At 61.2% G+C, this 14,768-nt stretch carries 15 protein-coding genes; 10 read left to right on the forward strand and 5 right to left on the reverse strand.

Features of this window, described 5'->3' with window-relative positions; genetic code table 11:
- The first annotated feature begins 205 nt into the window (after positions 1–205).
- A complete protein-coding gene (locus L6D82_RS17400; protein ID WP_007951261.1) occupies positions 206–985 on the forward strand; it encodes a TSUP family transporter in 780 nt (259 codons plus the stop codon).
- Here L6D82_RS17400 and nudC read toward each other — a convergent pair.
- From nudC to L6D82_RS17415, 3 genes are all read right to left on the reverse strand, one after another.
- Positions 953–1,783 carry an NAD(+) diphosphatase gene (nudC, locus tag L6D82_RS17405; protein WP_102718714.1) on the reverse strand — a complete coding sequence of 277 codons (831 nt, stop codon included), beginning with the start codon at positions 1,781–1,783 and terminating at the stop codon, positions 953–955. The genes L6D82_RS17400 and nudC overlap by 33 nt on opposite strands.
- A gap of 6 nt (positions 1,784–1,789) precedes the next feature.
- Entirely contained in the window at positions 1,790–2,602 is an 813-nt protein-coding gene (locus tag L6D82_RS17410) for a crotonase/enoyl-CoA hydratase family protein (protein WP_236190616.1), read from the reverse strand.
- Between the two features lie 82 nt (positions 2,603–2,684).
- Complete coding sequence (locus L6D82_RS17415) at positions 2,685–3,458, reverse strand: class I SAM-dependent methyltransferase (protein WP_236190625.1); 774 nt, start codon at positions 3,456–3,458, stop codon at positions 2,685–2,687.
- A 158-nt stretch (positions 3,459–3,616) separates the two neighbouring features.
- On the opposite strand from L6D82_RS17415, the gene L6D82_RS17420 reads away from it, so the two are divergent.
- The 4 genes from L6D82_RS17420 to pncA all read left to right on the forward strand — a co-directional run bounded on the left by L6D82_RS17420 (position 3,617) and on the right by pncA (position 6,130).
- Positions 3,617–4,150: a tetratricopeptide repeat protein gene (locus tag L6D82_RS17420; RefSeq protein ID WP_007951256.1), complete on the forward strand. Its 534-nt coding sequence runs from the start codon at positions 3,617–3,619 to the stop codon at positions 4,148–4,150.
- Positions 4,151–4,212: 62 nt separating this feature from the next.
- Positions 4,213–4,698, forward strand: coding sequence for an RNA polymerase sigma factor (locus L6D82_RS17425; protein ID WP_373870912.1), 486 nt, complete (start codon positions 4,213–4,215; stop codon positions 4,696–4,698).
- The gene (locus tag L6D82_RS17430; protein ID WP_085745571.1) at positions 4,695–5,453 is read left to right on the forward strand and encodes an anti-sigma factor family protein; all 759 of its coding nucleotides are present in this window, start codon (positions 4,695–4,697) and stop codon (positions 5,451–5,453) included. Before L6D82_RS17425 ends, L6D82_RS17430 begins: the two co-directional genes overlap by 4 nt.
- A 50-nt stretch (positions 5,454–5,503) precedes the next feature.
- Positions 5,504–6,130 (forward strand): bifunctional nicotinamidase/pyrazinamidase, encoded by a 627-nt coding sequence (gene pncA, locus L6D82_RS17435; RefSeq protein WP_236190627.1) that lies wholly within the window; start codon positions 5,504–5,506, stop codon positions 6,128–6,130.
- 142 nt (positions 6,131–6,272) lie between these two features.
- Here the strand turns inward: pncA and L6D82_RS17440 are convergent, their stop codons facing one another.
- Together L6D82_RS17440 and L6D82_RS17445 are read right to left on the reverse strand one after the other, a co-directional pair.
- Positions 6,273–7,574: an ATP-binding protein gene (locus L6D82_RS17440; RefSeq protein WP_085745569.1), complete on the reverse strand. Its 1,302-nt coding sequence runs from the start codon at positions 7,572–7,574 to the stop codon at positions 6,273–6,275.
- Positions 7,575–7,578: 4 nt separating this feature from the next.
- Entirely contained in the window at positions 7,579–8,280 is a 702-nt protein-coding gene (locus tag L6D82_RS17445) for a response regulator (protein ID WP_007960391.1), read from the reverse strand.
- 263 nt (positions 8,281–8,543) lie between these two features.
- Between L6D82_RS17445 and L6D82_RS17450 the strand changes: the two genes are divergently transcribed.
- The 5 genes from L6D82_RS17450 (at position 8,544) to L6D82_RS17470 (ending at position 14,653) form a co-directional block, all read left to right on the forward strand.
- Positions 8,544–9,701: an efflux RND transporter periplasmic adaptor subunit gene (locus tag L6D82_RS17450; RefSeq protein ID WP_102718708.1), complete on the forward strand. Its 1,158-nt coding sequence runs from the start codon at positions 8,544–8,546 to the stop codon at positions 9,699–9,701.
- Positions 9,702–9,716: 15 nt separating this feature from the next.
- On the forward strand, positions 9,717–12,815 hold the full coding sequence (locus tag L6D82_RS17455) for an efflux RND transporter permease subunit (protein ID WP_236190637.1): 3,099 nt from the start codon (positions 9,717–9,719) through the stop codon (positions 12,813–12,815).
- A gap of 126 nt (positions 12,816–12,941) precedes the next feature.
- On the forward strand, positions 12,942–13,388 hold the full coding sequence (locus tag L6D82_RS17460) for a hypothetical protein (RefSeq protein ID WP_236190639.1): 447 nt from the start codon (positions 12,942–12,944) through the stop codon (positions 13,386–13,388).
- Positions 13,385–13,858, forward strand: a complete 474-nt coding sequence (locus L6D82_RS17465) for a hypothetical protein (RefSeq protein ID WP_236190641.1) — start codon at positions 13,385–13,387, stop codon at positions 13,856–13,858. Before L6D82_RS17460 ends, L6D82_RS17465 begins: the two co-directional genes overlap by 4 nt.
- Positions 13,859–14,011: 153 nt before the next feature.
- Positions 14,012–14,653, forward strand: coding sequence for a DUF1345 domain-containing protein (locus L6D82_RS17470; RefSeq protein ID WP_236190644.1), 642 nt, complete (start codon positions 14,012–14,014; stop codon positions 14,651–14,653).
- Positions 14,654–14,768: the final 115 nt, after the last annotated feature.

Genomic DNA, 14,768 nt, shown 5'->3' on the forward strand with positions numbered 1-14,768 from the left:
GCCAGCGGCGGGAGACCCGGTTTTATTGGTTTCTCCGGAAATCGGCATGCATGGTGAGAGGGTGAATTGTTGGGTGCGTGTTGGGTGGGCAACAGTTGAGCCGTCGCTGGTCGAGTCTTATGGGTCGCCGCAACATTCGGAAATGAGTAACATGACTGCCCTCCCCGCAGCCCAGCTCTGCGCCCTGCCGAAATAAGCCGATTCCATGCCTTTCGAACTCAGCGTTGACCTCACCACCCTGGCCGTTCTGGCCCTTGTCGCTTTCATTGCCGGATTCATCGACGCCATCGCCGGCGGTGGCGGTCTGTTGACCACGCCTGCGTTGCTCACCGCCGGCCTGCCGCCGCACCTGGTGCTGGGCACTAATAAACTGAGTTCGACCTTCGGTTCGGCCACCGCCAGTTTCACCTTCTACCGACGCAAGCTGTTTCACCCACGGCAGTGGATGCACGCCATCGTCGGCACGCTGGTCGGTGCGCTGACCGGCGCCGTCGTCGCCCATTACCTGCCCGCCGAATGGCTGAACAAGATGCTGCCGGTGATCGTCTTCGCCTGTGGCCTGTACCTGTTGTTTGGCGGCACGCCGAAAGCGCCGCTGGACAGCGACGCACCGATCAAGAAGAAGTGGCAATCGACCCAGGGCTTCAGCCTCGGTTTCTACGACGGCGTAGCCGGCCCCGGCACTGGCGCGTTCTGGACGGTCAGCAGCCTGCTGCTGTACCCGATCGATCTGGTCAAGGCCAGCGGCGTGGCGCGCAGCATGAACTTCGTCAGCAACATTGCGGCGCTGTCGGTGTTCGTGTTTTCCGGGCAGGTGGACTGGATCATCGGCCTGAGCATGGGCCTGTCGGTGATGGTCGGCGCATTCTTCGGGGCGCGCACCGCGATCAGCGGCGGCGCCAAGTTCATTCGTCCGGTGTTCATCACCGTGGTGCTGGGGTTGACCGTACGTCTAGCCTGGCAGCACTGGTTCAGCGTGGCCTAAGCGCCGCGCCACGTAGACGTCGATCAGATAACGGGCAATCGATTTGGACGCCGGCAACGGCGGCAGATCGTGCACGTTGAACCACTGGGCGTCTTCGATCTCGTCTTCCTGACAGACAATCTGGCCACCGGCGTATTCGGCATGGAAGCCGAGCATCATCGAGTGCGGGAACGGCCAGCACTGGCTGCCCATGTACTGAATGTTCTTCACCTCGATCTGCACTTCCTCGCGCACTTCGCGGATCAGGCAATCCTCGGCCGACTCACCCGGTTCGGCAAACCCGGCCAGCGTGCTGTAGACCCCGGTGACGAAACGCGGTGAGCGCGCCAGCAGCACTTCATCGCCACGGGTCACCAGCACGATCATGCTCGGCGAAATCCGCGGATAACTGCGCAGATCGCAGGGCTGGCAATACATCGCCCGCTCCCGCGGCACCTGGGTCATGGCCTGACCGCAGTTGCCGCAGAAACGGTGTTCGCGCGCCCAAGTACCAATCTGCGCCGCATAACCCAGCACTTTGTAGATCGTGTGATCGCCATCGAGCATGAACGCCCGCAGGCCTTTCCAGCTGCAACCCGGCACCTCGCTGGTGCTGCGCAGTTCCAGCAGATACACCGGCTCGCCATCGAGATGACCGATACCGTGCTCGGCAAGGATCGACAAGTCCTGGCGCTTGAGCCATTCCCGCGGGAACAGCGCGCCGTTGTCATCGAACAGGAAACCCTCGGGGCTGCGCGCCACGGCCCAGCCGCCGGGTTGATCGGTGTCCAGTACTGCAGTGGTCCAGCGAGATGTCATGGTTTCTCAATCCAGAAATTCGGGTTTCTGTTTGCTCATATGGGCGGCCATGGCCACGCGCAAATCGTTGGATTGCAGCATGGCGGCGTTCCAGGTGGCAACGTACTCGAGACCGTCGTCGATGCGATGGTCGCGCATGTAGCTGATCATTTCCTTGGTGCCGGTGACCGCGATCGGCGACTTGCCGGCGATGTCCCGGGCAATGTCCATCACGCCTTCGATAAGGCTGTCCTTGTCGCTGTAGACGCGATTGACCAGACCGATGCTGCGCGCTTCTTCGGCGCCAAAGGTGCGACCGGTGTAAGCCAGCTCACGCAGCATGCCGTCACCGATGATCCGTGGCAACCGTTGCAAAGTGCCTACATCAGCCGCCATGCCGATATCGATTTCTTTAATAGAGAATTGCGCGTCTTCGGCGGCGTAGCGCATGTCGCAGGCGGCGATCAGATCGATGGCGCCGCCCAGGCAATACCCCTGGATCGCCGCGAGTACCGGTTTGCGGCAATTGTCGACCGCATTGAAGGATGCTTGCAGGGTCAGGATCTTCTTGCGCAGCAGGCGCGCATTGCGGCCAACGTCCTTGCCCAGCTCATTGGCCACGCCGGCCAGCATCATCAGGTCGATGCCCGAGGAAAAGTGTTTGCCGGCACCGCTGAGCACCACCACCCGCACTTCGTCGGTGTCGTCGACCCACTGGAACACCTCGACGATTTCACTCCAGAACGCGGCGTTCATCGAGTTGATCTTTTCCGGACGATTGATCTGCACATGGGCGATATTGTCGGCCAGTTCGACGCTGAAGGCGGTGTATTGAGTCATCGCAGAAATCCTTTACCGGGCTGAAAATGAGGCCCGAACTATAACAAGGCATCAGCACGGCGGTTCGGCCAAATGCGGGACTCTAACCGTTCTTCACCGCGACGAAGGCGGCGGTCTCGTAAGGCACCGTCACCACCTCCCTGCCCCGCAGCTGCGGCTCGCCGGCAATCAGTTGAGCAATCTGCTCGTCGATCTTCGCGCGTTGTTGGTCACTCAACGCCGCAATGAAACTGGTGGAGCGCACCCGGTTGAAAATCACATCCTCCGGCGAGCCGGTATGGCCATGCTGAAAGTGCTGCGCCTGCAACGGCCCGAACGCCGGATGGGGAAAGGCCTTGCGCCATTCGCCGGTGTAGAAGCGCGGTGTGTCACCTTCCAGCGCATTGACGATGGCGTCCAGCTTGGGCACCCAATCGATCCGGGTGTCGCGCAGGTTCCAGATCAGGCCCAGCTTGCCGCCCGGTTTGAGGACCCGGGCGATTTCATCCAGCGCCTCGGTACTGGCAAACCAGTGAAAAGCCTGCGCACACACCACCGTATCCACCGAGGCGTCGGGCAGCGGCAAATCCGTTGCCGTACCGCTGACGGCCAGCACCTGCGGCCAGGCCAGCGACAGTTTTTCCAGCATCTGCGCCACCGGTTCCACGGCGATCACCTGGGCGCCGGTCGCCACCAGCCGTCCGGTGAACTTGCCGGTGCCGGCGCCGAGGTCGATAACGGTCTTGTGGCCATCAAGGCCCAGCGTGCCCGTCAGCCATTCACTGACGGCCGGCGGATAGTCGGGCCGGCCTTTGACGTAGGTGTCGGCAGCGGTTTTGTAGCCGCTGGCGGCCGAGTGGTGAACCTGATCTTTCATGGCCAAACTCCCATGGTAGAACTGCAGATCGACAACGAATGCTGACGAGCATAGCGCCGGAAAAAGGGCTTTCCTTTAACAAAGCCTGACAAAGCAATGAATAAATTTTCACCCTGCGGTGTTCAAAGTGAAACATGACCCCCTGTGGAGCCTTGCCCATGACTATCCGTTCCGTTATGTTCGCCGCCCCGTTGCTGGTGGCCGCCGTTTTCGCGAGCCCCCTCGCCTTCGCCAATGGCGATGAAGAGGCGCCGGTGCAGAAACCCAACTGCCCCAAAGGCCAGGTATTCGACACCAAGACCCAGAAGTGCGTGATGCAGACCAGCCATCTGGTGCCCGACGCCGACCGGACCGACTACGCCTACCGTCTGGCCAAGGCCGGCCGTTATGAAGAAGCCCTGGCCCTGCTCGACACGCTGGAACAACCGAACACCGCCAAGGCCCTCAACTATCGCGGTTACGCCACGCGCAAACTGGGGCGCACCGACGAAGGCATCGGTTACTACCTGCAATCGGTCAAACTTGATCCGCAGTACGCGCAAGTCCGCGAATACCTGGGCGAAGCCTATGTGATCAAGGGCCGCGTCGATCTGGCGCAGGAGCAGTTGCAGCACATCCAGAAGATCTGCGGCACGACCTGCGAGGAATACCGGGACCTGGCCGAAGCCATCAACGATTCATCGAAAACCTGACACGACACGCGGAGGCGAACATTTTCAGCGATCAGGCCTTCAGAGCCGAACTCGGGCAACACCTGGCGCGCCTGTGGCGCTACGGCTTGCTGCTGTCGCGCAATCGGCACGTGGCCGAGGATCTGGTACAAGCCACCTGCGTGCGGGCGCTCGAGCGTTCGGGCCAGTACCTGGCCGGCACGCGCATGGATCGCTGGCTGCTGAGCATTCTGCATTCGATCTGGCTCAACGAAGTGCGCGCCCGTCGGGTGCGCCTGGGCCAGGGTGTGGCGGATGCCGAAAGCCAGCTGACGTTCGATGGTGAATACGCCGCGCAAACCCACGTCATGGCGGCACAGGTGATCCGCCGGGTCGATGCGCTGCCGGAAACCCAGCGCGAAACGGTTTATCTGGCCTACGTCGAAGGCCTGTCCTATCGCGAAATCGCCGAGATCCTGCAAGTGCCGATCGGCACGGTCATGAGCCGTCTGGCCACCGCGCGCCTGAAACTGGCCGAATACCCGCCGCTGCAAGCGGTACCGAACACCCCCGCAGGAGACCGGCAATGAATGCGCCTTCCGACGAGCAACTGGTGGCGTATCTGGACGATGAACTTGACCGCGAACAGCGCAGCCAACTCGACAGCCTCATCGCCGACGATCCGCTGCTGAGTTTGCGCGTGCAATGGCTGAGTCGCAGCAACCTGCCATTCAAGGCTGCCTACGACGAACTGGCCCAACAGGCGCCGCTCGACCGTTTGCAGGCCCGGCTCGATGCCGCGCCGTCACCGCAGAAGCCCGGTTTGAGCCGGCGCTGGTTCATAGGCGCCGCAGCAGCGGGCGTGGCGCTCGCAGGTGTCGCGGCGGACCGCTTGTTCCTGGCCTGGCAAACGCAGCAATCGCACAACTGGCGCGAGCTGGTGGGCGATTACATGGCGCTGTATGTGCCGCAGACCCTCGAACATCTGCCCACCGACGAAGCCTCGCAACTGGCGCAGCTGCGAACCGTCGATGCGCGGCTGGGCGTGAGCCTGTCGCCGGCGAAACTGAAACTGCCGGGCGCACAGTTCAAACGCGCGCAATTGCTCGAGTATGACGGCGTGCCCATCGCCCAGATGACCTGGCTCGACGCCACCCACGGCCCGCTGGCGCTATGCGTCACGCGCACCAACAGCGGCAGCCAGCCGCTGGCCCATGAACGCCGGCACGGGATGAACGTGGTTTACTGGACCGAACGCGAACACGCCTGGATGCTGATCGGCCACCACCCGGCTTCCGAGCTGGAGGACATGGCAAAAATGTTTAAGACCCGGCTGAACGTTTAAAGAATTTTGTCACTATGCTGCTCGGGTGATTTTCCAAGAAGGATGGATTTATGCCGATTTCGCCACGCACAGCCCTGCTGGTCATCGACGTACAGAACGACTTCATTCCCGGTGGCCAGTTGGCCGTGCCCGAAGGTGACATGATCGTTCCGCTGATCAACCGGCTCGCCGGGCAGTTCAAGCAAGTGGTCATCGCCCAGGACTGGCATCCGGCGGGGCATGCTTCGTTTGCTTCCAGCCATCCCGGGCGTCAGCCTTACGATGTGATTCAACTGCCGTACGGTGAGCAGACGCTGTGGCCGGATCATTGCATTCAGGGTTCACGCGGTGCCGAGTTTCACTCGGGGCTTGATCTGCCCCACGCGCACTTGATCATCCGCAAGGGCTGCAACCCGGACATCGACAGCTATTCGGCGTTTCTGGAAGCGGATCGCGTCACGACCACGGGTCTGGCCGGTTATCTGAAGGAACGCGGGATCGAAACGGTTTACATGGTTGGTCTGGCGCTGGATTTCTGCGTGATGTTCTCCGCGCTGGATGCACGGGCGGCGGGGTTCAATGCGTTTGTGGTGCTGGATGCTTGCCGGGCGATTGATTTGAACGGCTCGCTGGCGTCGGCGATCGAGCGGATGCAGGTAGCTGGGGTTGGGTTGATCCAGTCCACTGAACTGCTTTGACCGACTTGCTGATCGTTCCCACGCTCCGCGTGGGAATGCATACGGTGACGCTCTGCGTCACAAAGGACGCGGAGCGTCCTGGGCGGCATTCCCACGCAGAGCGTGGGAACGATCAGCGCTCTGGGTGGGACCTCAGCGATCATCAGGTCGGGGTTGGCAGCCAAAGCCTGAACCGCGCCCCGCCCAATGGCGAACCCTCCACCGTCAACGTCCCGCCCTGCGCTTCCAGCGCCCGCCGGCTGATCGCCAGCCCCAGGCCAAACCCGCCGGTCGCCCGATCGCGACTGCGATCCAGTCGATAGAACGGCTCGAAAATCCGCTCCCGCTCGTCTTCCGGAATGCCGATGCCGTCATCATCGACCCAGATCTCGCAGCCTTTCGGGCAGACCTGCACGCCAATCTGAATGCGTTTCTCGCAGTAGCGCATGGCGTTGCGCAGCAGGTTCTGAATCGCGCGGGCCGTCAGGCGCGGGTCGAGGGAGAAGCGTTCCAGCTGATTGTGCAGCAGCACATCGATGACGATTTCCGGGGATTCCAGTTCTTCATCGACGCTGCCCAGAATGCTGTCGATGAACTCGTCCAGCGACACTTCGACCTGCTCTGGCAACTTCGCCGGGTTCTGCAGGCGACTGTAGGACAGCAACTCCAGCACCAACTCATCCAGTTCGCGAATGTGCGCAACCAGCCCTTGCAGGCGTTCGCGGCTGGCTTGCGGCAAGTCATCGGACAGCGCCAGCGCGAGGCCGAAGTCCAGGCGGGTCAGCGGCGTGCGCAGTTCGTGGGACACGGCGTTGAGCAGGTCACGCTGCTGGTTGAGCAGGTTTTCGATATCGCCGGCCATGGTGTCGAACACATTGGCCAGACTGCCGATGTTGGAGCTTGCGCCAATCTGCGTGCGCTCGCTCAAATGGCCCTTGCCGAAACGTTCGGCCGTGCCCTTGAGGCGTTCCAGATCGCGCCAGTGCGGGCGAAACCAGAGCAACAGGCACGCCAGCAGACTGGCGCCGATCAGCACGTTGATGCTCCAGTACAACAGGTTCACGTCCATCGGATCCGGCGGCACCACCATCTGCACTGCCATTTCGTCGTTGAGCGGCGTGACCGCCAGCGTGCGCCAGCCCCAGTCGCCCACCCGCACCATGTTCTCACCACGCCGCAGCCGCTCTTGCTCGATGGCGGTGAAGCCAGGGTCATCAATACGGGCGAGCACGATGTGCAGCGGTTGAAAATCCTTGTCCATCGATGCTGCCAGCGCCGGCCACTGATCCTGCGGCACCGCGCGAAACTGCTTGGTGATCAGCGATTGCAGGCCTCGGGAATAGTCGAGGTTGTAAGTGACGAATCGCTGCTTGAACGCCATCACTACCAGATCCGGCACCAGATAGATCGCCGCACTGTAGGAGACGATCGTCACCAGATAGAGGCGAAACAGGATTCTGAACATCGAATCAGCATTCCCACTCGGAACGGCTGAACAGATAACCCTTGCCCCACACGGTCTTGATCTTGCGCGCCTCGCCGGCGTGGTCGTCGAACTTGCGCCGCAGCTTGGAAATCGCCACGTCCACCGAGCGGTCGGTGCCGTTGAATTCGATGCCGCGCAGGCGTTGCAGGATCTGGTCGCGGCTCAGCACTTCGCCGGCATGACGGGCCAGCACCACCAGCAGGTTGTATTCGCCGCTGGACAGCTCCACAGGTTGCTCGCGCCAGGTCACCGTGCGTTCCGACAAATCGATGCACAGATTGCCCATCAGGATCCGGTCGTTGGCGGTCATCGGCTCGCCGAGGCTGCTGCGCCGCAGCAAAGTGCGCACTCGCGCCAGCAGGACGCGCGGCTCACAGGGCTTGGTGACGTAATCGTCGGCGCCCATTTCCAGGCCCAGCACCTGATCGTGGCTGTCGTCGCGGGCGGTGAGCATCAGGATCGGCAGCGTGGCCGAATCGGCACGCAACAGGCGACAGACCTGCAAACCGTCGAGGCCCGGCAGCATCAGGTCGAGAATCACCAGATCCGGCGGATTGAGCCGCGCCCGTTCGCGCACATGGTCGCCACGGCCGATCACGCTGACGGAGTAACCGTTGCGTTCGAGGTAACTGGAGATCAGTTCGGCGAGGGCGGTGTCGTCTTCGACCAGAAGAATGTTGGGCATTGAGGTGATCCAGAAATACAGTGGCGACCCATCGTCCGCTATCGCGAGCAGGCTCGCTCCCACATTTGGAATGCAATCCCTTGTGGGAGCGAGCCTGCTCGCGGTGCTTTATCTGTCGCAATAAATATCAAGGCGTAAAGGATATACGCCCTCACTCGTCCCTGAGCAAAACCCTTACACAATTTCACACAGCGCCTACAAAGCTTCACCGCTACCCTCGGCGACTGTCCGTAGGATGCGCAGATCAATATTGGGGGTTGTACATGTCGAAGAATCTGCTGGCCGGGCTCGGCCTGATCGCATTGGCGCTGACGCTGAGTGCCTGTGATAAATCCTCGAACGCCGAGGAACAGGCGCCGCCGGCCACCGTGCGGATCGAAACCCTTGAGGCGCGCCCCCTGTCGATCAGCAGCGAACTCAGCGGACGGATTGCCGCGCCGCGCATTGCCGAAGTCCGCGCCCGAGTCGCCGGCGTCGTGCTGCAACGCACCTACCGCGAAGGCAGCGACGTAAAAAAGGGCGATGTTTTGTTCCGCATCGACCCGGCGCCGTTCAAGGCTGACCTCGATAGCGCCGAAGCCGCCCTGCGCAAGGCCGAGGCCAATGCGTTCCAGGCAAAACTGCAGGAGCAGCGCTACGCCCAGTTGATCGACGACAAGGCCATCAGCGCTCAGGATTACGACAACGCCCGCGCCAATGCCCGGCAGACTGCCGCCGACGTGGCCGCCAACAAGGCTGCCGTCGAGCGCGCGAAGTTGAACCTTGGTTACGCCACCGTCACCGCGCCGATTTCCGGCCGCGTTGGTCGCGCGCTGGTGACCGAAGGCGCACTGGTGGGCCAGAACGAAACCACGCCCATGGCGCTGATCCAGCAACTGAACCCGATCCACGCCGACCTCACCCAGTCGACCCGCGAACTCAATGAGCTGCGCCGGGCCTTCCGGTCCGGCCAGTTGCAGCAGGTCGGCCAGGATCAGGTCAAGGCCACGCTGATCCAGGACGACGGCAGCCTCTATCCGTTGCCGGGCAAGTTGCTGTTCAGCGACATCACGGTCGATCCGGGCACCGGTCAGATCATTCTGCGCAGCGAGTTCCCCAACCCGGATCTGGACCTGTTGCCCGGCAGCTACGTTCGCGTGCGCCTGGAACAAGGCGTGATTCAACACGGCCTCACCGTGCCGCAACGCGCGGTGCAACGTGACAGCGCCGGTGTGGCGCAAGTGCTGACCGTCGACGATCAGATGCGCGTCGCCCAGCAGCCGGTTCAGCTTGGCGCTGTGCAGAACGACCGCTGGATCGTTACCGGCGGCCTCAAGCCCGGCGACCGCATTGTCATCGAAGGCCTGCAACACGCCCGTCCGGGCGAAGTGGTGCAGATCGACGACACCCCTCTTCCACTTGCCCAGACCTCTGGTCAGTAAGCAGGACGCTCTTCTATGCCGCAGTTCTTTATCGACCGCCCGGTGTTCGCCTGGGTCGTCGCGTTGTTCATCCTGTTGGCCGGTGCGCTGGCCATCCCGCAATTGCCGGTGGCGCAGTACCCCGACGTCGCGCCGCCGCAGATCGAGATCTATGCCGTGTACCCGGGCGCCTCGGCGCAGACCGTCGACGAAAGCGTGGTCAGCCTGATCGAGGAAGAGCTCAACGGCGCCGATCACCTGCTGTATTTCGAATCGCAGAGCAGCCTCGGCAGCGCCACCATCAAGGCCACTTTCCAGCCGGGCACCAATCCGGAACTGGCACAGGTTGACGTGCAAAACCGCCTTAAAGTGGTCGAGTCGCGCCTGCCGCAAGCGGTCAACCAGCAAGGTTTGCAGGTGGAGAAAGTCTCCGCCGGTTTCCTGTTGCTGATCACCCTCACCTCCAGCGACGGCAAGCTCGACGACGTAGCGCTCAGCGATTATCTGGCGCGCAACGTGATGAACGAGATCAAGCGCATCGACGGCGTCGGCAAGGCCCAGCTGTATGGCGCCGAACGGGCGATGCGGATCTGGGTCGACCCGCAGAAGCTGATCGGTTTCAACCTGACGCCGGCCGACGTCAACGCCGCCATCGTCGCGCAGAACGCCCAGGTCTCGGCGGGCAGCATCGGCGATCTGCCAAACCCGAGCACTCAGGAAATCACCGCGACGATTCTGGTCAAGGGACAACTGTCGACCCCGGAAGAGTTCGCCGACATCGTGCTCAAGGCCAACCCGGACGGCTCCACCGTGCGCATCAAGGATGTGGCGCGGGTCGAGATCGGCAGCCAGGAATACCAGTTCGGCACCCGTCTGAACGGCAAGCCGTCCACCGCCGTCGGTGTGCAACTGGCGCCGGGCGCCAACGCCCTCAGCACCGCGACCTTGATCCGCGCCAAAATGGATGAACTGTCGCGCTACTTCCCGACCGGCGTGGAATACAAGATTCCCTACGACACGTCGCCATTCGTGAAGGTCTCGATCACCAAAGTGGTCTACACCCTTGGCGAGGCGATGTTGCTGGTGTTCGCAGTGATGTTCCTGTTCCTGCAGAACATCCGCTACACCCTGATTCCGACGCTGGTGGTGCCGGTGGCGCTGATGGGCACCTTCGCGACCATGCTTGCGCTGGGGTTCTCGATCAACGTGCTGACCATGTTCGGCATGGTGCTGGCCATCGGCATTCTGGTGGACGACGCCATCGTGGTGGTGGAGAACGTCGAACGGATCATGGCCACCGAAGGCCTGTCACCGAAAGAAGCGACGCGCAAGGCGATGACCCAGATCACCGGGGCGATCATCGGCATCACGCTGGTGCTGGTGGCGGTGTTCATTCCGATGGCGTTCATGCAGGGTTCGGTGGGCGTCATTTACCGGCAGTTCTCACTGTCGATGGCTACCTCGATCCTGTTCTCGGCGTTCCTCGCGCTGACCTTGACCCCGGCGCTGTGCGCAACGCTGCTCAAGCCGATTGCCAAGGGTGAACACCACGAGAAAACCGGGTTCTTCGGCTGGTTCAACCGTCGCTTCGAGCAACTGACCGATCGCTATCAAGGCTGGGTCGGTTACGCGCTGAAACGCACCGGTCGTTATCTGTTGATCTACGTTGTATTGCTGGTGGGTCTGGGCCTGTGCTTCGCGCGCCTGCCGTCCTCGTTCCTGCCGGTCGAGGATCAGGGTTACACCATCACCGACATTCAACTGCCGCCCGGCGCGAGCAAGAACCGCACGGTGCAGGTGGTCGAGCAGATCGAAGCGCACAACGCCGGCGAGCCGGGCGTGGGCGACAGCACGGTGATTCTCGGTTTCAGCTTCTCCGGCAGCGGGCAGAACGCCGCATTGGCGTTTACCACGCTCAAGGACTGGTCGCAGCGTGGCGGCGACGACTCGGCAAGTTCGATTGCCGACCGCGCCAACATCGCCCTGAGCCAGATCAAGGACGCCGTGGCGTTCGCCGTGCTGCCGCCGCCGGTTGACGGTCTCGGTACGTCCAGCGGCTTCGAGTTCCGCCTGCAGGATCGTGGCGGCCTCGGCCATGCGACCTTGATGGAGGCGCGCACCCAGTTGCTGGAAGCCGCCGAGAAAAGCCCGATCCTGATGAACGTGCGTGAAAGCGCACTGGCCGAAGCGCCGCAAGTGCAACTGGAAGTGGACCGCAAGCAGGCCAACGCCTTGGGGGTTTCGTTCGCCGATGTTGGCAACGTGCTGTCCACCGCCATTGGCTCTTCGTACGTCAACGACTTCCCCAATCAGGGGCGGATGCAACGCGTTGTCGTGCAGGCTGAAGGTGACCGTCGCAGTCAGGTCGATGACCTGCTGAAAATGCATGTGCGCAACGACGCCGGAAAAATGGTGCCGCTGTCGGCGTTCGTCCGAGCCACGTGGACTCAAGGCCCGGCGCAGTTGACCCGCTACAACGGCTACCCGGCGATCTCGATTTCCGGTGAGCCGAAACCCGGCCACAGCACCGGCGAAGCCATGGCGGAAATCGAACGGCTGGTGGCTCAGGGGCCGAAAGGCCTGGGTCAGGAATGGACTGGTCTGTCGTTGCAGGAACGTTTGTCCGGCAGTCAGGCGCCGATTCTGCTCGGGCTGTCGCTGCTGATCGTGTTCCTGTGCCTGGCGGCGTTGTATGAGAGTTGGTCGATCCCGACTTCCGTGCTGCTCGTTGTGCCGCTGGGCGTACTCGGCGCGGTGCTGGCGGTGACTTTGCGCGGAATGCCCAACGACGTGTTCTTCAAGGTCGGCCTGATCACCATCATCGGCCTGTCGGCGAAAAACGCGATCCTGATCATCGAGTTTGCCAAGAGTCTGTATGACGAAGGGCATGACCTGATTGACGCTACGCTGCAAGCGGCGCGTCTGCGGTTGCGGCCGATCGTCATGACTTCGCTGGCGTTCATTCTGGGCGTGGTGCCGCTGGCGATTGCCACGGGTGCGAGTTCGGCGAGTCAGCAGGCGATTGGTACCGGGGTGATTGGTGGGATGATTACCGCGACGTTGGCGGTGATTTTTGTGCCAGTGTTTTTTGTGGTGGTGGTGAAAGCCGTAACCCGATGGGCCGGCAAAAAATGAAGTTTCGCTATAAGTCGATCGGTTTTTACACCTGTCAAAGTTGACAGGTTCGCCAATTGCTCCAAAAACTTAGGCTAGCTCCTGTCACGTTTGACTTAGCGGTTTGACTTGAATCAGGAGCTTCTCATGACGAATGTAAAGGGCAATGCAGATGGCAAATTCACAGCCACCACGAGCGATCCCGAACTCCGGAATTTTAACGCAGAAGAAAAGTTCTACTCATTGGGTATCGGCCGCTCCCTTCAGGGGTGGGCCTCGTTGGTGCAATGGCCGAATGAACGCAGAAACATTGCCCTGAATTTCAAAAACACGGGCGATATGGAAAACCAGACCTTCGATTTCGCCGATCCTGAACGCCAAGCGACAGGCAGCTGGTGGAAAAGTACATCAAGCTCTGTCGAAGCGCCTTTCCTTGCGCAAAGCGGCACAGTCACTGTCACCGTGGACGCCGCTAAAGATGAAGCCATGGCAACGTTCAACTTCGTTGCGGTGTCGCAGAATGGAAAAGAGAAAGTGACTGTCAACGGAGAACTACATCTGGTGCCGAACGACCAAGGGAGCGCAAAACCATGAGTGCTGCTCAACCAGTGTCCAAAGGTAGCTTGACCGCTGACGTCGATGGCCTGGAGCCGCCAGTGAAGGATAGCTACACGGCAGAAACGGTTCTCCTCACTGCTCAATACGATCAACTTTTCAAACAAGAGGCCTGGTCAGCCAGGGGAGAATGGTGGATTGATGGCCCGAGTCGTCCTCAACGGAGTCTGAGTATTGTTCTGAATGTGGCGCAAACCGCCAGTTTGAATACCCCCTACGACTTGAATACGGATGTCAGTCTGGTCAGAGCGGTTTTCGTGGAAAGACTCGCGGTTGGTATCAATCCTTTTTACAAAGCGATTCAAGGGACAGTCACCTTTCTCAGCTTCCCTGTTGCCGGCTCGGAGAAGGGGCAAATTGAAGCCGAGTTCGACTTCCTCGGCCAGAACGGTGACGCTGTTCCAAAAACCGTGACAGTCTCCAAAGGCAAGCTTCAGATCCATAACTGATCCAGCTTCCCGCCCATCCTTCTGAAACATAAAAACCTTGGGCTTCTTGTCGATGCTGACAGAGTCACAAGGTTTCTTTTTGCAGTCCTCCGCGCCAGCCAGAACCCACACCCATGCTATGGTTTGCTCGACGCCGTCAACAAAGAGCCGCCCATGCGCTTCCTCGCCCGCACCCACCCTCGCCTCTCTGCCGCGTTCCTGCTCGGCCTCGCCGTCGGTCTGCTGGTACCCGCCGATTCCATCATCAGCAAGATCCTCATCGGCTGGAACGCCGGGGTCTGGACTTACCTGTCGCTGATGCTCTGGCTCACCGCCCGTGCCAAGGCGCCGGACGTCAAGCAGATCGCCGTCGTCGAAGATGAAAACGCCGGGCTGGTGCTGTTCGTGGTGTGTATTGCGGCGCTGGCCAGCCTGGCGGCCATCACCCTGGAACTTGTCGGCAGCAAGGATCTGGATACCCACCACAAATTGATGCACTACGGTTTTACCGCACTGACGGTCATTGGCTCATGGCTGCTGATCGGGGTGATTTTCTGCGTCCACTACGCCCGGCTGTTTTACACCTGGGACGGCAAAGAGCCGGCGCTGCGCTTTGCCGAAGGCTTGACGACGCCCAATTACTGGGACTTTCTGTACTTCTCGTTCACCATCGGCGTCGCGGTGCAGACGGCGGATGTCGGCGTGGCCACGCGGGAGATCCGCAAGATCGTGCTGGCGCAGTCGCTGATCGGTTTCGTATTCAACACAGCGATTCTGGGTTTCTCGATCAACATCGCCGCCGGATTGTTTGGCTGAGGGCTGGCGTCAGTGGCTATTCGCTCACAGATTTCAAGGGCTGTAACCTGTCAAGTCTGACAGTGTACAGATCGCCTGAATCGCGCTTTTATGATGCATCCAGAGTTAGGGCCCA

Origin of the sequence: Pseudomonas paraglycinae, assembly GCF_021601625.1 — a bacterium.
Taxonomy (GTDB): Bacteria; Pseudomonadota; Gammaproteobacteria; order Pseudomonadales; family Pseudomonadaceae; genus Aquipseudomonas; species Aquipseudomonas paraglycinae.